This window comes from Streptomyces sp. NBC_01433 (genome assembly GCF_026340105.1).
In the GTDB taxonomy this organism is placed as follows: domain Bacteria; phylum Actinomycetota; class Actinomycetes; order Streptomycetales; family Streptomycetaceae; genus Streptomyces.
Genome location: NZ_JAPEPM010000001.1, coordinates 5,551,351 through 5,571,685 on the forward strand (window position 1 = coordinate 5,551,351; position 20,335 = coordinate 5,571,685).

At 70.6% G+C, this 20,335-nt stretch carries 18 protein-coding genes; 17 read left to right on the forward strand and 1 reads right to left on the reverse strand.

Annotated elements, in window-relative coordinates; genetic code table 11:
• The first annotated feature begins 25 nt into the window (after positions 1–25).
• From mltG to nusB, 9 genes are all read left to right on the forward strand, one after another.
• Positions 26–1,789 (forward strand): endolytic transglycosylase MltG, encoded by a 1,764-nt coding sequence (gene mltG / locus OG413_RS25060; protein ID WP_266808947.1) that lies wholly within the window; start codon positions 26–28, stop codon positions 1,787–1,789.
• Positions 1,776–2,609 carry a shikimate dehydrogenase gene (locus OG413_RS25065; RefSeq protein WP_266808949.1) on the forward strand — a complete coding sequence of 278 codons (834 nt, stop codon included), beginning with the start codon at positions 1,776–1,778 and terminating at the stop codon, positions 2,607–2,609. Before mltG ends, OG413_RS25065 begins: the two co-directional genes overlap by 14 nt.
• A gap of 170 nt (positions 2,610–2,779) precedes the next feature.
• Positions 2,780–3,964 carry a chorismate synthase gene (gene aroC / locus OG413_RS25070; protein WP_266808950.1) on the forward strand — a complete coding sequence of 395 codons (1,185 nt, stop codon included), beginning with the start codon at positions 2,780–2,782 and terminating at the stop codon, positions 3,962–3,964.
• Entirely contained in the window at positions 3,961–5,610 is a 1,650-nt protein-coding gene (aroB, locus tag OG413_RS25075) for a 3-dehydroquinate synthase (protein WP_266808951.1), read from the forward strand. The genes aroC and aroB overlap by 4 nt, the downstream gene beginning before the upstream one ends.
• Positions 5,607–6,047 (forward strand): type II 3-dehydroquinate dehydratase, encoded by a 441-nt coding sequence (gene aroQ / locus OG413_RS25080; RefSeq protein WP_266808952.1) that lies wholly within the window; start codon positions 5,607–5,609, stop codon positions 6,045–6,047. The genes aroB and aroQ overlap by 4 nt, the downstream gene beginning before the upstream one ends.
• 131 nt (positions 6,048–6,178) lie before the next feature.
• Complete coding sequence (locus OG413_RS25085) at positions 6,179–7,051, forward strand: Pro-rich N-terminal domain-containing protein (RefSeq protein ID WP_266808953.1); 873 nt, start codon at positions 6,179–6,181, stop codon at positions 7,049–7,051.
• Positions 7,052–7,124: 73 nt separating this feature from the next.
• Positions 7,125–8,231: an aminopeptidase P family protein gene (locus OG413_RS25090; RefSeq protein WP_266808954.1), complete on the forward strand. Its 1,107-nt coding sequence runs from the start codon at positions 7,125–7,127 to the stop codon at positions 8,229–8,231.
• A 50-nt stretch (positions 8,232–8,281) separates the two neighbouring features.
• A complete protein-coding gene (gene efp, locus OG413_RS25095) occupies positions 8,282–8,848 on the forward strand; it encodes an elongation factor P (RefSeq protein ID WP_266808955.1) in 567 nt (188 codons plus the stop codon).
• Positions 8,849–8,850: 2 nt separating this feature from the next.
• Positions 8,851–9,282 carry a transcription antitermination factor NusB gene (gene nusB / locus OG413_RS25100; RefSeq protein ID WP_073729486.1) on the forward strand — a complete coding sequence of 144 codons (432 nt, stop codon included), beginning with the start codon at positions 8,851–8,853 and terminating at the stop codon, positions 9,280–9,282.
• Between the two features lie 202 nt (positions 9,283–9,484).
• Here nusB and bldD read toward each other — a convergent pair whose 3' ends face one another.
• Positions 9,485–9,985, reverse strand: a complete 501-nt coding sequence (bldD, locus tag OG413_RS25105; protein ID WP_014044812.1) for a transcriptional regulator BldD — start codon at positions 9,983–9,985, stop codon at positions 9,485–9,487.
• A gap of 221 nt (positions 9,986–10,206) precedes the next feature.
• Here bldD and pyrR point away from each other — a divergent pair, with 221 nt between their 5' ends.
• The 8 genes from pyrR (at position 10,207) to pyrF (ending at position 20,263) form a co-directional block, all read left to right on the forward strand.
• Complete coding sequence (gene pyrR / locus OG413_RS25110; RefSeq protein WP_266808956.1) at positions 10,207–10,791, forward strand: bifunctional pyr operon transcriptional regulator/uracil phosphoribosyltransferase PyrR; 585 nt, start codon at positions 10,207–10,209, stop codon at positions 10,789–10,791.
• Positions 10,792–10,881: 90 nt separating this feature from the next.
• Entirely contained in the window at positions 10,882–11,889 is a 1,008-nt protein-coding gene (locus tag OG413_RS25115; RefSeq protein WP_266808957.1) for an aspartate carbamoyltransferase catalytic subunit, read from the forward strand.
• Positions 11,886–13,172, forward strand: a complete 1,287-nt coding sequence (locus OG413_RS25120) for a dihydroorotase (protein ID WP_073729492.1) — start codon at positions 11,886–11,888, stop codon at positions 13,170–13,172. The genes OG413_RS25115 and OG413_RS25120 overlap by 4 nt, the downstream gene beginning before the upstream one ends.
• On the forward strand, positions 13,169–13,747 hold the full coding sequence (locus OG413_RS25125) for a hypothetical protein (protein WP_266808958.1): 579 nt from the start codon (positions 13,169–13,171) through the stop codon (positions 13,745–13,747). The genes OG413_RS25120 and OG413_RS25125 overlap by 4 nt, the downstream gene beginning before the upstream one ends.
• Entirely contained in the window at positions 13,744–14,901 is a 1,158-nt protein-coding gene (gene carA, locus OG413_RS25130; protein WP_266808959.1) for a glutamine-hydrolyzing carbamoyl-phosphate synthase small subunit, read from the forward strand. The genes OG413_RS25125 and carA overlap by 4 nt, the downstream gene beginning before the upstream one ends.
• Positions 14,894–18,202: a carbamoyl-phosphate synthase large subunit gene (gene carB, locus OG413_RS25135; protein ID WP_266808960.1), complete on the forward strand. Its 3,309-nt coding sequence runs from the start codon at positions 14,894–14,896 to the stop codon at positions 18,200–18,202. The genes carA and carB overlap by 8 nt, the downstream gene beginning before the upstream one ends.
• Before the next feature lie 115 nt (positions 18,203–18,317).
• Complete coding sequence (locus tag OG413_RS25140; RefSeq protein WP_266810353.1) at positions 18,318–19,427, forward strand: quinone-dependent dihydroorotate dehydrogenase; 1,110 nt, start codon at positions 18,318–18,320, stop codon at positions 19,425–19,427.
• The gene (pyrF, locus tag OG413_RS25145; protein WP_266808961.1) at positions 19,424–20,263 is read left to right on the forward strand and encodes an orotidine-5'-phosphate decarboxylase; all 840 of its coding nucleotides are present in this window, start codon (positions 19,424–19,426) and stop codon (positions 20,261–20,263) included. The genes OG413_RS25140 and pyrF overlap by 4 nt, the downstream gene beginning before the upstream one ends.
• Positions 20,264–20,335 lie beyond the last annotated feature (72 nt).

Genomic DNA, 20,335 nt, shown 5'->3' on the forward strand with positions numbered 1-20,335 from the left:
ATCGTCTCGCGGCTCTAGGGGATCGATGACTGAGTATGGCCGGGGCCCTGGCTCCGAACCGTGGCATCCCGAGGACCCGTTGTACGGGGACCAGGGATGGGGAGGCCAGGAGGCTGCCCACGGCCAGAGCCAGTACGGCGGCCAGCAGCCCTATCAGCAGGACCCGTACGCCCAGCAGCAACAGCAGCCGTCGTACCCGCAGCAGCAGCAGCCGCAACAACAGCAACAGCCGTACCAGCAGCATCCGGAGCAGCACCAGCAACAGCAGTACGGCGCTCAGCAGGATCCGTATGCGCAGCAGCAACAACAGCAGCCCCAGCACCCGCAGCAGCCGCAGTACAACGGCGGCTGGGACACCGGCCAGCAGGCCGCGATGCCGTACGGGGCCCAGCCCCAGGACCCGTACGCGCAGCAGCCCGGCGGCTACGGCGAATCGCACGACTACTACGGCACCCCCGAGGCGTACCCGCCGCCGCAGCCTCCGGGCCGGCGCGAGGCCGTGCCCGAGCAGCAGTCGCCCGACTGGGACCCGGACGCGCCGCAGGAGGAGACACACCCGTTCTTCACCGGCGCGGACGAGCCGGCCGGACGGGACGGCGGCGAGGACCGGGGCTCCCGCGACGACGATGACGAGTACGACGACGACCCGCGCGAGTCACGGCGTGGGGGAGGACGGGGCGGCCGCGGCGGGAACGAGCGCCGGGGCAAGGGCAAGAAGAAGAACCGCAGCGGCTGCGCCTGCCTGGTCGTCTCGGTCGTCCTCGTCGGCGGCCTCGGCGGAGTGGGCTACATCGGCTACTCGTTCTGGCAGAACCAGTTCGGCGCGGCGCCCGACTACGCGGGCGGCGGGTCCGACTCGGTCGAGGTGGAGATCCCGAAGGGTTCTCTCGGCTCCGACATCGCGAACATCCTGAAGAAGCGGGGTGTCGTCAAGTCGGTCGACGCTTTCGTTTCGGCCCAGAACAGCAACCCCAAGGGGAAGTCCCTTCAGGCGGGTGTCTATCTCCTGAAGAAGGAGATGTCCGCGGACAGCGCCGTGAGGCTGATGCTGGATCCGAAGAGCCAGAACGCGCTGGTCATTCCTGAGGGCACCCGCAATGTGACGGTCTACGCGAAGATCGACAAGCGGCTCGGCCTGAAGGACGGCTCGACCGCCGAAGTCGCCAAGACGAAGGCGGAGAGTCTCGGGCTGCCGGACTGGGCCGACGACGATCCGGACATCAAGGATCCGCTGGAAGGCTTCCTCTTCCCGGCCGCCTATCCGGTCGCCAAGGGCTCGAAGCCCGAGGACGCCCTGAAGCGGATGGTCCAGCGGGCCAACGAGGAGTACGACAAGCTCGACCTCAAGGGTGCCGCCAAGACGTACAACCTCGCCGGCCCCTGGGCCGTGCTCACTGCCGCCAGCCTGGTCCAGGTGGAGGGCAAGACGCACGAGGACTTCCGGAAGATGACCGAGGTCGTCTACAACCGTCTCAAGCCCAGCACTGTCGAGACGCAGCAGAAGCTCCAGTTCGACTCCAGCTTCAATTACCTGCGGAAGCAGAGCAAGATCAACATCAGTGCGACCGAGATCAACAAGAACATGGACCCGTACAACACCTATACGCGGAAGGGGCTGCCCCCCGGCCCCATCAGCAACCCCGGTGTCGAGGCCCTTGCGGCGGCTCTGAATCCGACGACGGACGGCTGGCTGTACTTCGTGGCGACCGACGGTCAGCACAAGACCGAGTTCGCCAAGGACTACGACACATTCCTGGAGCTCAAGGCCAAGTTCGATGCGCTCGACTGAGCCGCGCCGGGCCGCCGTGCTCGGCTCGCCGATCGCCCACTCGCTCTCCCCGGCCCTGCACCGGGCCGCGTACGCGGAACTCGGCCTCGACCACTGGTCCTACGACCGCTTCGAGGTCGACGAGGCGGCGCTGCCCGGGTTCGTCGAAGGGCTGGACCCCTCCTGGGCCGGGCTCTCGCTCACCATGCCGCTCAAGCGGGCGATCATTCCCCTGCTGGACGCGGTCAGTGACACGGCCTCCTCTGTCGAGGCCGTCAACACGGTCGTGTGCACCGAGGACGGCCGCCGCGTCGGCGACAACACCGATATCCCGGGCATGATCGCCGCGCTGCGTGAGCGCGGGGTCGAGAAGGTCGAATCCGCCGCCGTCCTCGGCGCCGGAGCCACCGCCTCCTCGGCCCTCGCGGCACTCGCCGAGATCTGCACCGGGCCGGTCACCGCCTATGTGCGCAGCCGTGAGCGCGGAGCCGAGATGCGGGCCTGGGGCGAGCGGCTCGGCGTCGATGTCAGGATCGCCGACTGGGCCGAGGGCGAGCGGGCGCTGTGCGCGCCCCTCGTCATCGCCACCACTCCGGCGGGGACCACGGACGGCCTCGCCACCGCCGTACCGGAGACCCCCGGCACGCTGTTCGACGTGCTGTACGAGCCCTGGCCGACCGCTCTCGCCTCCGCGTGGTCCATACGCGAGGGCGCAGTCATCGGAGGTCTGGATCTTCTGGTGCACCAGGCGGTGCTTCAGGTCGAACAGATGACGGGGTGCGTTCCGGCCCCGCTCGCCGCCATGCGGCACGCGGGGGAAGCGGCGCTCGCGGCCCGCTGACTCCCGCGCGGCGGGCTCCGGACCGTCCCCCTTCGGGCGGCCGGAACGTCCGTCTGCTGGACCGGCTGCCGGTTCGCGCCCCCGGTCGTGGGAGGATCGGGGGCGGCGGGCCAGGGCCGCGCACCCGGCCGCGCCACCGCAGTTTCAGGGCGCGAGCATGAGGAGCACCGTTGAGCAGGTTGCGCTGGCTGACCGCAGGGGAGTCGCACGGCCCCGCACTGGTGGCGACGCTGGAGGGTCTTCCCGCCGGTGTCCCGATCACCACGGAGATGGTGGCGGACGCGCTCGCCCGCCGGCGGCTGGGCTACGGCCGCGGCGCGCGGATGAAGTTCGAGAAGGACGAGGTCACCTTCCTCGGCGGGGTCCGGCACGGACTCACCATGGGTTCCCCGGTCGCCGTGATGGTCGGCAACACCGAGTGGCCGAAGTGGGAGCAGGTCATGTCGGCCGACCCGGTCGACCCCGACGAGCTGGCCGCGCTGGCCCGTAACGCCCCGCTGACCCGCCCCCGCCCCGGCCACGCCGACCTCGCGGGGATGCAGAAGTACGGCTTCGACGAGGCCCGGCCGATCCTGGAGCGCGCCAGCGCCCGGGAGACCGCGGCCCGGGTCGCGCTCGGCGCGGTCGCGCGCTCGTACCTCAAGGAGACCGCGGGCATCGAGATCGTCAGCCATGTCGTCGAGCTGGCCGCGGCCAAGGCGCCCTACGGCCTCTACCCCGAGCCCTCCGACGTCGAGAAGCTGGACGCCGACCCGGTGCGCTGCCTGGACGCGGACGCGTCCAAGGCGATGGTCGCCGAGATCGACCAGGCCCACAAGGACGGCGACACCCTGGGCGGCGTCGTCGAGGTGCTGGCGTACGGAGTCCCGGTCGGCCTCGGCTCGCACGTCCACTGGGACCGCCGGCTCGACGCCCGGCTCGCCGCCGCCCTGATGGGCATCCAGGCCATCAAGGGCGTCGAGGTCGGCGACGGCTTCGACCTGGCGAGGGTGCCGGGCTCGAAGGCGCACGACGAGATCCTGGCCACCGCCGACGGCATCAAGCGCGCCTCCGGCCGCTCCGGCGGCACCGAGGGCGGTCTGACCACCGGTGAGCTGCTGCGGGTCCGCGCCGCGATGAAGCCGATCGCGACCGTGCCCCGCGCGCTCGCCACGATCGACGTGGTCACCGGCGAGGCGGCCAAGGCCCACCACCAGCGCTCCGATGTCTGTGCCGTTCCGGCCGCCGGGATCGTCGCCGAGGCGATGGTCGCCCTGGTTCTGGCCGACGCGGTCGCGGAGAAGTTCGGCGGCGACAGCGTCCCCGAGACCCACCGCAATGTGCAGTCGTACCTCGACCACCTGCAGATCCGATGAGCGGCCCACTGGTCGTCCTCGTCGGCCCGATGGGCGTCGGCAAGTCCACGGTCGGTGAACTGCTCGCCGCACGGCTGGGCACCGCCTACCGGGACACCGACGCGGACATCGTGGCGACCGCGGGCAAGCCGATCCCGGAGATCTTCTACGACGAGGGTGAGGAGCACTTCCGCGCGCTGGAGCGGCAGGCCGTGCACACGGCGCTCGCCGGGCACGCCGGTGTCCTCGCCCTCGGCGGCGGCGCCGTCCTCGACGCGACGACCCGCGAACTGCTCGCGGACCACGCCGTCGTCTATCTCTCGATGGACGTGGACGAGGCGGTCAGACGGGTCGGGCTGAACACCGCGCGTCCGCTGCTGGCGGTCAACCCGCGCCGTCAGTGGCGCGAGCTGATGGACGCCCGCCGTCCTCTCTACGAAGAGGTCGCCCGCACTGTCGTCGCCACCGACGAACGCACCCCCGAAGAGGTCGCCCAGGCGATCATCGACGTACTGGAACTGCCGGAGGGCGCGGGCGGGAACCCCGCACCGTCCGGCGGGGAGAAGACAGGCATGACGCAGCAGGGCCCCACCCGCATCCAGGTCGCCGGAACGGCGGGCTCCGACCCGTACGAGGTACTGGTCGGCCGTCAGCTCCTCGGCGAGCTGCCCCACCTCATCGGCGACCGCGCCAAGCGCGTCGCCGTCCTGCACCCGGAGGCGCTCGCCGAGACGGGTGAGGCGGTCCGCCAGGATCTCGCGGGCCAGGGCTACGAGGCCATCGCGATCCAGCTGCCGAACGCCGAGGAGGCCAAGACCGTCGAGGTCGCCGCCTACTGCTGGAAGGCGCTCGGCCAGACCGGCTTCACCCGCACCGACGTCATCGTCGGCGTCGGCGGCGGCGCCACCACCGATGTGGCCGGGTTCGTCGCCGCCACCTGGCTGCGCGGGGTGCGCTGGATCGCTGTGCCCACCACCGTTCTCGGCATGGTGGACGCGGCCGTCGGCGGCAAGACCGGCATCAACACCGCCGAGGGCAAGAACCTCGTCGGCGCGTTCCACCCGCCGGCCGGGGTCCTGTGCGACCTCGCCGCGCTCGACTCGCTGCCGGTCAACGACTACGTCTCCGGCATGGCCGAGATCATCAAGGCCGGGTTCATCGCCGACCCGGCCATCCTCGACCTCGTGGAGGCCGACCCCGAGGGCGCCCGTACGCCGTCGGGACCGCACACCGCCGAACTGATCGAGCGGTCCATCCGGGTCAAGGCCGAGGTCGTCTCCAGCGACCTCAAGGAGTCCGGACTCCGGGAGATCCTCAACTACGGCCACACCCTGGCCCACGCGATCGAGAAGAACGAGCGCTACAAGTGGCGCCACGGCGCGGCCGTCTCGGTCGGTCTGGTCTTCGCCGCCGAACTGGGCCGCCTCGCAGGCCGCCTCGACGACGCCACGGCGGACCGCCACCGGGCCGTCCTGGAGTCCGTCGGACTGCCGCTCACCTACCGCGGCGACCAGTGGCCCAAGCTCCTGGAGAACATGAAGGTCGACAAGAAGTCGCGGGGCGATCTGCTGCGCTTCATCGTCCTGGACGGCCTCGGCAAGCCCACCGTCATGGAGGGCCCGGACCCGGCCGTCCTGCTCGCCGCCTACGGGGAGGTCTCCGCGTGACCCGCAGGGTCTTCGTGCTCAACGGCCCGAACCTCGGCCGGCTCGGCTCCCGCGAACCGGACGTGTACGGTGCCACGTCCTACGCCGGACTCGTGGACACCTGCCGGGCGTTGGGCAAGGAACTCGGCTTCGACGTCGACGTACGGGAGACCAACGACGAGGGCGAGCTGATCCGCTGGCTTCACGAGGCCGCGGACGGTTCGATTCCGGTCGTTCTCAACCCGGGCGCCTTCACGCACTACTCGTACGGCATGCGGGACGCGGCAGCCCAGCGCACCGCCCCGCTGATCGAGGTGCACATCTCGAATCCGTACGCCCGGGAGGAATTCCGCCACACCTCTGTGGTCGCACCCGTGGCCACCGGGACCGTGGCAGGGTTCGGCATCGGCTCCTACCGGCTCGCCCTGCGGGCCCTGGCCGACGAACTGACGGACTGACACCCGCCGCATCCGGGCGTGTCCGACGGGCACTTCGGGCGTTCCCGGGCCGTTCACCCTGTGACGGCCCGGGAAGGTACGGTGGCCGTCCGATCAGCGCCAGTTGCCTGTACGAGACGGAGTGGCACCGGATGCAGCACGCAGTGGGAGCCCCGCTGCCGCCGCCCCAAGGACCCGGAAACGGACCTGCCGGCTGGACGCACCAGGCTCAGCACCCCGGCCACCCCGGACCTCCGGGGCGGCCACCGATACCCCCGCCCCTGGGCCATGGACCGGGCCCCGCGCCCCAGCACGCTCCCGCGCCTCAGCACGCCCCCGCGCCCCAGCAGGCACCTGCCCCGCGGCACGCCCCCGCGCCCGGCTCGCGGGAGACATCCGGACATGTGCAGCTGCCCCCGGGCGGTCCCGTACCGCTGCCCGCGTACCCCGCCGAGGCCGGCACCGGCGCGGCGACCCTGGCCGTCCTGCTGATCGGTCCGGCGGGCGCCGGAAAGACCACGGTCGCCAAGCTCTGGGCGGCCCGCCGCAGAGTCCCCACCGCGCATGTCTCCCTCGACGACGTACGCGAATGGGTCCGCTCCGGCTTCGCCGACCCGCAGGCCGGGTGGAACGACCACTCCGAGGCGCAGTACCGCCTCGCACGCCGCACCTGCGGCTTCGCCGCCCGTAACTTCCTGGCCAACGGCATCTCCTGCATCCTCGACGACGCCGTCTTCCCGGACCGGCCCGTCGTCGGTCTCGGCGGCTGGAAGCGCCATGTCGGCCCCGGACTGCTGCCCGTCGTCCTGCTGCCCGGCCTGGAGATCGTCCTGGAGCGCAACGCGGCCCGCAGCGGCAACCGTCGCCTCTCCGACGAGGAAGTCGCCCGGATCCACGGCCGGATGGCCGGCTGGTACGGCTCCGGCCTGCCGATCATCGACAACTCCACGTACGACGTCGAGACCACCGCCCGGGTCCTGGACGACGTGCTCGCCCGGTCGATAGCCAGCCCGCCCGCATGGTAGGGCACCGGTGACGCGCCCCCCGGTCGGATGCGCTGACCGGGCGAAGCTCCGCCCCCGCTCGTACGCTCGGAGCATGTCAGAGGTGTACGCCGTCCGACGCGGGCTGCTCCGCGACCGGTGCGCCGCCGTCGGGTCCGCGGCCGCCCTGGTCTCCCGCCCCGCCAATGTCCGCTATCTCGCGGGCGGAGCGCCTCCCGGCGCCGTGCTGCTGCTCGGCGCCGCCGAGGACGTGCTGCTCTGCCCCCGGGCCCCGACGGGCGATCCCACCCACGGGCGGCCCGACGAAGCGCTGCGGTTGTCCGTGCTGCCCGCTTCGGACGGCGACCCGGTCGTCGCCGCCGCCGATCTGGCGACGTCCTCGGGCGCGGATTCCCTCGCCGTCGAGGAGCACGATCTGACGGTCGCCCGCCACCGGGCCATCGGCTCGGTCGCCCCCCGGCTCCGCCTCGGCGATCTGGGCTGCACCGTGGAGCAGTTGCGGATCGTCAAGGACGAGGAGGAGATCGCCTGTCTGCGGATCGCCGCCGAGATCACCGATCAGGCCCTCGGTGAACTCCTCGAATCGATCCTCGTGGGCCGTACCGAACGTCACCTCGCCCTGGAGCTGGAGCGCCGTCTGGTCGACCACGGCGCGGACGGTCCGGCTTTCGAGACATCCGTCGCCACCGGTCCGAATTCGGGCCAGGGGCGGCACCGGCCCTCGGACCGCCGGGTCGAGGAAGGCGATTTCCTCTCCGTCTGCCTGGGGGCGAACTATCGCGGCTACCGGTGCGAGATCGGCCGCACGTTCGTCATCGGCACCGCGCCGGCGGACTGGCAGATCGAGCTGTACGACCTCGTTTTCGCCGCTCAGCGGGCCGGACGTGAAGCCCTGACCCCCGGCGCCGCCTATCGCGACGTCGACCGCGCGGCCCGTCAGGTACTGGACCGAGCGGGCCACGGAGAGGGTCTTGTACCATGGACCGGTCACGGGGTGGGCCTCGAAATCGACGAGGACCCGCAATTGGCACCGACGGCCATGGGTAAACTGGACGCTTGTGTGCCGGTCACCGTCGAACCGGGGGTTCACCTCCCGGGCCGGGGCGGTGTCCGGATCGATGACACGCTCGTCGTGCGCCCCGAGGCGGACGGCGGACCCGAGCTACTCACCATGACGACCAAGGAGCTGCTCGCGCTCTAGCGCGCATCCTTGGCCGTTCCACCAGCTTCAGTCCAGGAGATTCCGCAACCGTGGCTTCCACGAACGACCTCAAGAACGGCCTGGTGCTCAAGCTCGACGGAGGCCAGCTCTGGTCCGTCGTCGAGTTCCAGCACGTCAAGCCCGGCAAGGGCCCCGCCTTCGTGCGCACCAAGCTCAAGAACGTGCTCTCCGGCAAGGTCGTCGACAAGACGTTCAACGCCGGTGTGAAGGTCGAAACGGCCACCATTGACCGCCGCGACATGCAGTTCTCGTACATGGACGGCGAGTACTTCGTCTTCATGGACATGAACACGTACGACCAGCTGATGGTCGACCGCAAGGCTGTCGGCGATGCCGCCAACTTCCTGATCGAGGGCTTCACCGCCTCCGTCGCCCAGCACGAGGGCGAGGTGCTCTACGTTGAGCTGCCCGCCGCGGTCGAGCTGACCATCCAGCACACCGACCCGGGCGTCCAGGGCGACCGCTCCACCGGTGGCAGCAAGCCCGCCACCCTGGAGACCGGTTACGAGATCGGCGTGCCGCTCTTCATCAGCACCGGCGAGAAGATCAAGGTCGACACCCGCACGGGCGACTACCTCGGCCGGGTGAACAGCTAACCGTGGCTGCTCGGAACAAGGCCCGCAAGCGCGCCTTCCAGATCCTCTTCGAGGCCGACCAGCGCGGTGAGTCCGTGCAGACGGTCCTCGCGGACTGGGTTCGGCACTCGCGGACCGACGACCGTCAGCCGCCGGTCGGCGAATTCACGATGGAGCTCGTCGAGGGGTACGCGCAGTACGCGGACCGGATCGACGACCTCATCGTCACCTACGCCGTGGACTGGGAGATCGACCGTATGCCGGTCGTCGACCGGAGCATCCTGCGGCTCGGTGCGTATGAGCTGATCTGGATGGACGAGACCCCGGACGCCGTGGTGATCGACGAGGCGGTCCAGCTCGCCAAGGAGTTCTCCACCGATGACTCACCGTCCTTCGTGAACGGCCTGCTGGCCCGTTTCAAGGACCTCAAGCCGAATCTCCGCCGGGAACAGTAGTCTCCGGCGGCGTTCTGCCGACGAAGGGCCCACGGTCGTGCGACCGTGGGCCCTTCGTCATGTCCCGCGCGGACGGCTCTTCCTCCGTCGGGGGCCGGGCAACGAGAACGCCGGGCGGGCGGGGCACCCAGTGGTGCCCCGCCCGCCCGGCGGTACGTTTCTGCTGTAGGGCTCTCCTGGGAGGCCCGCTGGGCCGAGGGGCTCAGCCCTCTTCGTGGGCGACCGCGCGACGCGCGTCGGCGTCCAGCACACCCCAGCTGATCAGCTGCTCCGTGAGCACGGACGGCGACTGGTCGTAGATCACGGCCAGCGTGCGCAGGTCGTCCTGGCGGATCGAGAGCACCTTGCCGTTGTAGTCACCGCGCTGGCTCTGGATCGTCGCGGCGTAGCGCTGCAGCGGTCCGGCCTTCTCCGGCGGGACGTGGGCGAGGCGCTCCAGGTCCAGGACGAGCTTCGGCGGCGGCTCGGCGGCCCCGCCCGGAGTCGTACCCGGCAGCAGCTCCTGCACCGGGACCCCGTAGAAATCCGCCAGCTCGGCGAGGCGCTGCACGGTGACGGCACGGTCGCCGCGCTCGTACGAACCGACCACGACGGCCTTCCACCGGCCCTGCGACTTCTCCTCCACGCCGTGGAGGGAGAGGCCCTGCTGGGTGCGGATGGCGCGGAGCTTGGCCCCGAGCTGTTTTGCGTATTCGCTGGACATAAGGCTCCCCGGACGCTGGAACATTCTGCGGCTCCGCCGCGTGGCTGGTAACTCACTGTGAGGTTACGCAGCGTTACTTGGATGCGTCAAGCCGAATGGTTCGGACCGGTACCTCCCGGGGGTGCTGCCGGAGCCCTGTGCAAGCCCTGGTAACGTGGATGACGCAATTTCGACGTCCTTTAAGATCCGTCCAGTGAGGCGGAGAAGGAGGTCCGTTTCTTATGGACGCACAGCATGACCACACCGGCAACGCGGCACGCCCCGTTCTTGAGGCGCCCGACATCGCCCGTGTGCTGACCCGAATCGCCCACGAGATCGTCGAACGCGCCAAGGGCGCCGACGACGTGGTGCTGCTCGGCATCCCGACGCGAGGCGTGTTCCTCGCCCGTCGGCTCGCCGACAAACTCGAAGAGATCACCGGCCGGAAGATGCCGGTGGGATCGCTCGACATCACGATGTACCGCGACGACCTGAGGATGCGCCCGGCGCGCGCCCTGGCGCGTACCGAGATCCCCGGTGAGGGCATCGAGGGCAGCCTGGTCGTCCTGGTCGACGACGTGCTCTTCTCCGGCCGCACGATCCGCGCCGCACTCGACGCGCTCGGCGACATCGGCCGCCCCCGCGCCGTGCAGCTCGCGGTCCTCGTCGACCGCGGTCACCGCGAACTCCCCATCCGTGCCGACTATGTCGGCAAGAACCTCCCGACGTCGCTGCGGGAGACGGTCAAGGTCCAGCTCGCCGAGGAGGACGGCCGCGACGCCGTGCTGCTCGGCGTCCAGCAGACCGCCCCTGCGGACGGGCAGTAGCCACCCTCCCGTACGACCCCCGTCGGGCCGTACGGCCGCTTCCGCACGCCCGCATGCCTGAAACACCTCCAGCAACCGGAGAACCCCCAGATGATGCGCCACCTCATCTCGGCCGCCGATCTCACCCGCGACGACGCCGTCCTGATCCTCGACACCGCCGAGGAGATGGCCCGGGTCGCGGACCGGCCGATCAAGAAGCTCCCGACCCTGCGCGGCCGTACCGTCGTCAATCTCTTCTTCGAGGACTCGACGCGTACCCGCATCTCCTTCGAGGCCGCCGCCAAGCGCCTCTCCGCCGACGTCATCAACTTCTCCGCGAAGGGCTCGTCCGTCTCCAAGGGCGAGTCGCTCAAGGACACCGCCCTGACCCTGGAGGCGATGGGCGCGGACGCCGTCGTCATCCGGCACGGCGCTTCCGGCGCCCCGTACCGGCTCGCCACCTCCGGCTGGATCGACGGCGCCGTCGTCAACGCCGGTGACGGCACCCACGAGCACCCCACCCAGGCGCTCCTGGACGCCTTCACCATGCGCCGCCGGCTGGTCGGCGCCGACAGCGGCCTGGGCGGGGACCTCGAAGGCCGCCGGATCACCATCGTCGGCGACATCCTGCACAGCCGGGTCGCCCGCTCCAACGTCCACCTGCTGACCACGCTCGGCGCACACGTCACTCTGGTGGCCCCGCCGACCCTGGTGCCGGTCGGCGTGGAGGCGTGGCCCTGCGACATCAGCTACAGCCTGGACGAGGTGCTGCCGGACTCCGACGCGGTGATGATGCTGCGTGTGCAGCGTGAGCGGATGAACGCCGCGTACTTCCCGACCGAGCGCGAGTACTCCCGCCGCTACGGCCTGGACGGCGAGCGCATGGCGAAGATGCCCGGCCACGCCATCGTCATGCACCCCGGCCCCATGGTCCGCGGCATGGAGATCACCGCCGAGGTCGCCGACTCCGACCGCTGCACGGTCGTCGAGCAGGTCGCCAACGGGGTCTCCATCCGCATGGCCGTCCTGTACCTGCTGCTCGGCGGTTCCGGGACGGCAACGCCGTCCGCCGCCCCCGCCGCCAGTTCCGCCCGTACCGAGGAGAACACGAAACCATGAGCAAGATCCTTATCCGCGGCGCGAAGATCCTCGGCGGCGAGCCGCAGGACGTCCTGATCGACGGCGAGACCATCGAACGCGTCGGCACCGGCATCGAGGCCGGGGACGCCACGGTCGTCGAGGCGGCGGGACGGATCCTGCTGCCCGGCCTGGTCGACCTGCACACCCATCTGCGCGAGCCCGGCCGCGAGGACTCCGAGACCGTCCTGACCGGCACCAAGGCCGCCGCCGTCGGCGGCTTCACCGCCGTGCACGCCATGGCCAACACCTTCCCGGTCGCCGACACCGCGGGCGTCGTCGAGCAGGTCTGGCGGCTCGGCAAGGAGTCCGGCTACTGCGACGTACAGCCCATCGGGGCCGTCACCGTCGGCCTGGAGGGCAAGCAGCTCGCCGAGCTCGGCGCGATGCACGACTCGGCCGCCGGAGTGAAGGTCTTCTCCGACGACGGCAAGTGCGTCGACGACGCCGTGATCATGCGCCGCGCCCTGGAGTACGTGAAGGCGTTCGACGGAGTCGTCGCCCAGCACGCCCAGGAGCCCCGCCTCACCGAGGGCGCCCAGATGAACGAGGGCATCGTCTCCGCCGAGCTGGGTCTCGGCGGCTGGCCCGCAGTCGCCGAGGAGTCGATCATCGCCCGCGACGTCCTCCTCGCCGCCCACGTCGGCTCCCGGGTGCACATCTGCCACCTCTCGACCGCCGGCTCCGTGGAGATCGTGCGCTGGGCCAAGTCCAAGGGCTGGAACGTCACCGCCGAGGTCACCCCGCACCACCTGCTCCTCACCGACGAACTGGTCCGTTCCTACAACCCGGTCTACAAGGTGAACCCGCCGCTGCGCACCGAGGCCGATGTCATGGCCCTGCGCGAGGCGCTCGCCGACGGCACCATCGACTGCGTCGCCACCGACCACGCCCCGCACCCGCACGAGGACAAGGACTGCGAGTGGGCCGCGGCCGCCATGGGCATGGTGGGCCTGGAGACCGCGCTCTCCGTCGTCCAGCAGACCATGGTGGACACCGGCCTCATCGACTGGGCGGGCGTCGCCGACCGGATGTCGACGCGCCCCGCGGCCATCGGCCGCCTCGAAGGACACGGCCGTCCCGTCTCGGCGGGTGAGCCCGCCAACCTCACCCTGGTCGATCCGGCATACCGTGGGGTCGTGGACCCCGCAGGCTTCGCGTCCCGCAGCCGCAACACTCCGTACGAGGGTCGCGAGCTGCCGGGCCGCGTCACCCACACCTTCCTGCGGGGCCGTGCCACGGTCGTCGACGGGAAGCTCGCGTGACAACACTCACCCCCCTGTACCAGCTGGCCGCCGAACAGAAGTCGGCCGAAGTGACCGACTGGTCCGCCCGCATCAGCTGGGTCGTCGGACTGCTCGTCCTCATCGCCTTCGTCTACTGGCTGATGCGCCAGGGCTGGAAGTGGCGCGCCAGCCTCCAGTCCGGCCTGCCGGAACTCGCGACCACCCCGGACGGGTTCGCGGACGACGAGCCGCTGCTGACGCTTACCGGCCGCTACCACGCCTCGACGACCGCCGGGCAGTGGCTCGACCGGATCGTCGCGCACGGCCTGGGCACCCGCAGCAAGGTTGAGCTCACGCTCACCGCGCGGGGCCTGGACGTCGTACGCCCCGGCGCGGCCGGATTCTTCGTCCCGGCCGCCGCCCTGCGCGAGGCCCGCCTCGACAAGGCGCTCGCGGGCAAGGTCCTCCCCGAGGGCGGCCTGCTGATCATCACCTGGGCGCACGGCGACCAGCTGATCGACTCGGGATTCCGCTCCGACCACGCGGCCGAACACCAGGCCTGGGCGGACGCCGTCAACCACCTCACCAGCACTACGGAAGGCACCGCACGATGACGATCTCCAACCCGGGGAACGCCTCGAAGAGGGCAGCGGCGTCTCCCGCCGTACTCGTCCTGGAGGACGGCCGCTCCTTCCGCGGCCGCGCCTACGGGGCCGTCGGGGAGACCTTCGGCGAGGCGGTGTTCTCCACCGGCATGACCGGGTACCAGGAGACGCTGACCGACCCCTCGTACCACCGCCAGGTCGTCGTGATGACCGCCCCGCACGTCGGCAACACCGGTGTGAACGACGAGGACCCCGAGTCGCAGCGGATCTGGGTCTCCGGATACGTCGTACGCGACCCCGCCCGGGTGCCCTCCAACTGGCGCTCGCGGCGCTCGCTCGACGAGGAGCTGGAGCGCCAGGGCGTCGTCGGCATCAGCGGTATCGACACCCGCGCGCTCACCCGCCACCTGCGTGAGCGCGGCGCCATGCGCGTCGGCATCTTCTCCGGGAACGCCATCGCCGACGAGGGCATGCTCCTCGCCAAGGTGCGCCAGGCCCCCGAGATGAGCGGCGCCGACCTCTCCGCCGAGGTCGCGACCAAGGAGGCGTACGTCGTCCCCGCGATCGGCACCAAGAAGTTCACCGTCGCCGCGATCGACCTCGGCATCAAGGGCATGACCCCGCACCGCATGGCCGAGCGCGGCATCGAGGTGCACGTCCTGCCCGCCACCGCCACCCTGGAGGAGGTGTACGCGGTCCGGCCCGACGGAGTCTTCTTCTCCAACGGCCCCGGCGACCCGTCCACCGCCGAGCACCCCGTCGCCGTCATGCGGGGCGTCCTGGAGCGGCGGACCCCGCTCTTCGGTATCTGCTTCGGCAACCAGATCCTCGGCCGCGCCCTCGGCTTCGGCACCTACAAGCTGAAGTACGGCCACCGCGGCATCAACCAGCCCGTGCAGGACCGCACGACCGGCAAGGTCGAGGTCACCGCGCACAACCACGGCTTCGCCGTCGACGCCCCGCTCGACAAGGTGTCCGACACCGAGTTCGGCCGCGCCGAGGTCTCCCACGTCTGCCTGAACGACCAGGTCGTCGAGGGGCTCCAGCTCCTGGACCGGCCGGCCTTCAGCGTCCAGTACCACCCCGAAGCCGCCGCGGGCCCGCACGACGCCGCGTACCTCTTCGACCGTTTCGTTTCCCTGATGGAGGGCCAGCGTGCCTAAGCGCTCCGATATCCAGTCCGTCCTGGTCATCGGCTCCGGCCCGATCGTCATCGGCCAGGCCGCCGAGTTCGACTACTCCGGCACCCAGGCGTGCCGCGTCCTCAAGGCCGAGGGCCTGCGCGTCATCCTGGTGAACTCCAACCCGGCGACGATCATGACCGACCCGGAGATCGCCGACGCCACGTACGTCGAGCCGATCACCCCCGAGTTCGTCGAGAAGATCATCGCCAAGGAGCGCCCCGACGCGCTGCTCCCCACGCTGGGCGGCCAGACCGCGCTCAACACCGCGATCTCCATGCACGAGAACGGTGTCCTGGAGAAGTACGGCGTCGAGCTCATCGGCGCCAACGTCGAGGCCATCAACAAGGGCGAGGACCGCGAGCTCTTCAAGGGCGTCGTGGAGGCAGTCAAGGCGAAGACCGGGTACGGCGAGTCCGCCCGCTCCGTCATCTGCCACACCATGGACGACATCATCAAGGGTGTCGACACGCTCGGCGGCTACCCCGTCGTCGTCCGCCCCTCCTTCACCATGGGCGGCGCCGGCTCCGGCTTCGCCCACGACGAGGAGGAGCTGCGCCGCATCGCCGGACAGGGCCTCACGCTCTCCCCGACCACCGAGGTGCTCCTGGAGGAGTCCATCCTCGGATGGAAGGAGTACGAGCTGGAGCTGATGCGCGACAAGAACGACAACGTCGTGGTCGTCTGCTCCATCGAGAACTTCGACCCGATGGGCGTCCACACGGGTGACTCGATCACCGTCGCCCCGGCGATGACGCTCACCGACCGCGAGTACCAGCGGCTGCGCGACATCGGCATCGCGATCATCCGCGAGGTCGGCGTCGACACCGGCGGCTGCAACATCCAGTTCGCCATCGACCCGACCGACGGCCGGGTCATCGTGATCGAGATGAACCCGCGCGTCTCCCGCTCCTCGGCGCTCGCCTCCAAGGCCACCGGCTTCCCGATCGCCAAGATCGCCGCCAAGCTGGCCGTCGGCTACACGCTCGACGAGATCCCGAACGACATCACGGAGAAGACCCCGGCCTCCTTCGAGCCGACCCTCGACTACGTCGTGGTCAAGGCCCCGCGCTTCGCCTTCGAGAAGTTCCCCTCCGCCGACTCCACCCTCACCACCACCATGAAGTCGGTGGGCGAGGCCATGGCGATCGGACGGAACTTCACCGAGGCGCTGCAGAAGGCCCTGCGCTCCCTGGAGAAGAAGGGCTCGCAGTTCGCCTTCACCGGTGAGCCCGGTGACAAGGCCGAGCTGCTGGCCGAGGCCGTCCGCCCGACCGACGGCCGGATCAATACCGTCATGCAGGCGATCCGGGCCGGCGCCACCCAGGAAGAGGTCTTCGACGCCACGAGGATCGACCCCTGGTTCGTCGACCAGCTCTTCCTGATCAAGGAGATCGCCGACGAGCTGGCCACCGCCGAGCGCCTGGACGCCGAGCTGATCGCCGAGGCCAAGCGGCACGGCTTCTCCGACGCCCAGATCGGCGAGATCCGCGGACTGCGCGAGGACGTCGTACGCGAGGTCCGGCACGCCCTCGGCATCCGCCCCGTCTACAAGACCGTTGACACGTGCGCCGCCGAGTTCGCCGCGAACACGCCGTACTTCTACTCCTCCTACGACGAGGAGAGCGAGGTGGCGAGCCGCACCAAGCCCGCCGTGATCATCCTCGGCTCGGGCCCCAACAGGATCGGCCAGGGCATCGAGTTCGACTACTCGTGCGTCCACGCCTCCTTCGCGCTGAGCGACGCGGGCTACGAGACCGTGATGGTCAACTGCAACCCGGAGACCGTCTCCACCGACTACGACACCTCCGACCGGCTGTACTTCGAGCCGCTCACGCTGGAGGACGTGCTGGAGATCGTGCACGCCGAGTCGCTGGCGGGCCCGATCGCCGGTGTCATCGTCCAGCTCGGCGGCCAGACCCCGCTGGGCCTTTCGCAGGCGCTCAAGGACAACGGCGTGCCCATCGTCGGTACGTCCCCGGAGGCGATCCACGCCGCCGAGGACCGCGGCGCCTTCGGCCGGGTCCTCGCCGAGGCCGGACTGCCCGCGCCCAAGCACGGCACCGCCACCACGTTCGCCGAGGCCAAGGCCATCGCCGACGAGATCGGCTACCCCGTCCTCGTACGCCCCAGCTATGTGCTCGGCGGACGCGGCATGGAGATCGTGTACGACGAGATCCGCCTCTCCTCGTACATCGCCGAGTCCACCGAGATCAGCCCCACCCGGCCGGTCCTGGTCGACCGCTTCCTCGACGACGCGATCGAGATCGACGTCGACGCGCTCTACGACGGCACCGAGCTGTACCTCGGCGGCGTCATGGAGCACATCGAGGAGGCCGGCATCCACTCCGGCGACTCGGCCTGCGCGCTGCCCCCGATCACGCTCGGCGGGTACGACATCAAGCGGCTGCGCGCCTCCACCGAAGGCATCGCCAAGGGCGTCGGCGTACGCGGACTGATCAACATCCAGTTCGCGCTCTCCGGCGACATCCTGTACGTCCTGGAAGCCAACCCGCGCGCCTCCCGCACCGTCCCCTTCACCTCGAAGGCGACCGCGGTACCGCTCGCGAAGGCCGCCGCCCGCATCTCGCTGGGCGCGACCGTCGCCGAGCTGCGCGAGGAGGGGCTGCTCCCGAAGACCGGCGACGGCGGCACCCTGCCGCTCGACGCGCCGATCTCCGTCAAGGAGGCCGTCATGCCGTGGTCGCGCTTCCGCGACATCCACGGCCGCGGCGTCGACACGGTCCTCGGCCCGGAGATGCGCTCCACCGGCGAGGTCATGGGCATCGACTCGGCCTTCGGCACGGCGTACGCCAAGTCGCAGGCCGGCGCGTACGGCCCGCTGCCCACCGAGGGCCGCGCGTTCATCTCCGTCGCCAACCGCGACAAGCGCTCGATGATCTTCCCGGCCCGCGAGCTGGTCGCGCACGGCTTCGAGCTGCTCGCCACCTCCGGCACCGCAGAGGTCCTCAAGCGCAACGGCATCCACGCCACGGTCGTGCGCAAGCAGTCCGAGGGCGAGGGCCCCAACGGCGAGAAGACCATCGTCCAGCTCATCCACGACGGCCAGGTCGACCTCATCGTCAACACGCCGTACGGCACGGGCGGCCGACTCGACGGCTACGAGATCCGCACCGCGGCCGTCGCCCGGTCCGTGCCCTGCCTGACCACGGTCCAGGCGCTCGCCGCCGCGGTCCAGGGCATCGACGCGCTCAACCACGGTGACGTGGGCGTACGTTCCCTCCAGGAACACGCGGAACATCTGATCGCGGCCCGCGACTAGCAGCCAGCAGGGGGACACCGGAAACGGTGTCCCCCTCTCTGTGAGTCCCGCTCTCCGTGAGCCCCCGCTCTCCGTCAGCCCCCGCCGAGCACCTGAGCACATCGAGGACACCCAGATGTACAAGTTCTTCTTCCAGCTGGTCTTCAAGCGGATGGACCCGGAGCAGGCGCACCACCTCGCCTTCCGCTGGATCCGCCTCGCCGCCCGCATCCCCGTACTGCGCACCTTCGTCGCCGCCGCGCTCGCCCCGCGCCACGAGGAGCTGCGCACCGAGGCCCTCGGACTGCGGATGCACGGCCCCTTCGGGCTCGCCGCGGGCTTCGACAAGAACGCCGTCGCGATCGACGGCATGTCGATGCTCGGCTTCGACCACATCGAGATCGGCACGGTCACCGGCGAACCGCAGCCCGGCAACCCCAAGAAGCGTCTCTTCCGCCTCGTCGCGGACCGCGCGCTGATCAACCGCATGGGCTTCAACAACGAGGGCTCCGCCGCCGTGGCCGAGCGCCTCGCCGCCCGCAACGCGGTCTTCCGGACCACGGTCGGCGTCAACATCGGCAAGACCAAGACGGTCCCCGAGGCCGAAGCGGTCGCCGACTACGTGAAGTCCACCGAGCGCCTCGCCTCGCACGCCGACTACCTCGTGGTGAACGTCTCCTCGCCCAACACGCCCGGCCTGCGCAACCTCCAGGCCACCGAGGCGCTGCGCCCGCTGCTCTCCGCGGTGCGCGAGGCCGCCGACCGCACGGTCACCGACCGCCGGGTCCCGCTGCTCGTCAAGATCGCCCCGGACCTCGCGGACGAGGACGTCGACGCGGTCGCCGACCTCGCGGTCGAGCTCGGCCTGGACGGCATCATCGCCACCAACACCACGATCGCCCGAGACGGCCTCGGCCTGAAGTCCTCGCCGTCCCTGGTCAAGGAGGCGGGCGGGCTCTCCGGGGCACCCCTCAAGGAGCGCTCCCTGGAGGTCCTGAGCCGCCTGTACGCCCGCGTGGGCGACGAGATCACCCTCGTGGGCGTCGGGGGCATCGAGAACGCCGAGGACGCCTGGCGGCGCATCCTGGCCGGCGCCACGCTCGTGCAGGGCTACAGCGCCTTCATCTACGAGGGCCCGTTCTACGCCCGCGCCATCCACAAGGGGCTGGCCGCACGCCTGGCCGCCTCCCCGTACGCCACGCTCGCCGATGCCGTCGGCGCCGAGACCCGGAAGGTGTCGCAGTGACCCCCGAACCCTTCGGCGCACGCCTGCGCCACGCCATGGACACCCGCGGGCCGCTCTGCGTCGGCATCGACCCGCACGCCTCGCTGCTCACCTCCTGGGGCCTGAGCGACGACATCGCGGGTCTGGAGCGCTTCACCCGTACGGTCGTGGAGGCCCTGGCCGACCGGGTCGCCGTGCTCAAGCCGCAGTCCGCGTTCTTCGAGCGGTTCGGCTCGCGCGGGATCGCCGTGCTGGAGAAGGCCGTCGCCGAGGCGAGGGCGGCCGGCGCGCTGGTCCTGATGGACGCCAAGCGCGGCGACATCGGCTCCACCATGGGCGCCTACGCGGCGACCTACCTGGACCAGGACTCGCCGCTGTTCTCGGACGCGGTCACCGTCTCGCCCTATCTCGGCTTCGGTTCGCTGCGTCCGGCGCTCGACGCGGCGGCGGTCTCCGGCGCCGGGGTCTTCGTGCTCGCCCTCACCTCCAACCCGGAGGGCGCGGAGGTGCAGCGGGCCACTGCGGCCGACGGCCGCTCGCTCGCCCAGCTGATGCTCGACCACATGGCCGCGGAGAACGAGGGCGCCACGCCGCTCGGCTCCGTGGGCGCGGTGGTCGGTGCCACGCTCGGCGACGTGGGGGTGAATCTGGCCATCAACGGCCCGCTGCTCGCCCCCGGCATCGGCGCCCAGGGCGCGACCCCCGCAGATCTGCCGGGAGTGTTCGGCGACGCGGTGGGCAATGTGGTGCCCAGCGTGAGCCGGGGCGTGCTGCGCCACGGTCCGGACGCGTCAGGGCTGCGCGAAGCGGCCGAACGGTTCGCGGACGAGGTCCGTGAGGCCGTGGCCGGGAGCTGACCCTGACACGTTTGCAGCGTGTTGACGAATTCCTGACCCAAAATCCCTGCCATTTCGCCGGAAATGTCCTGG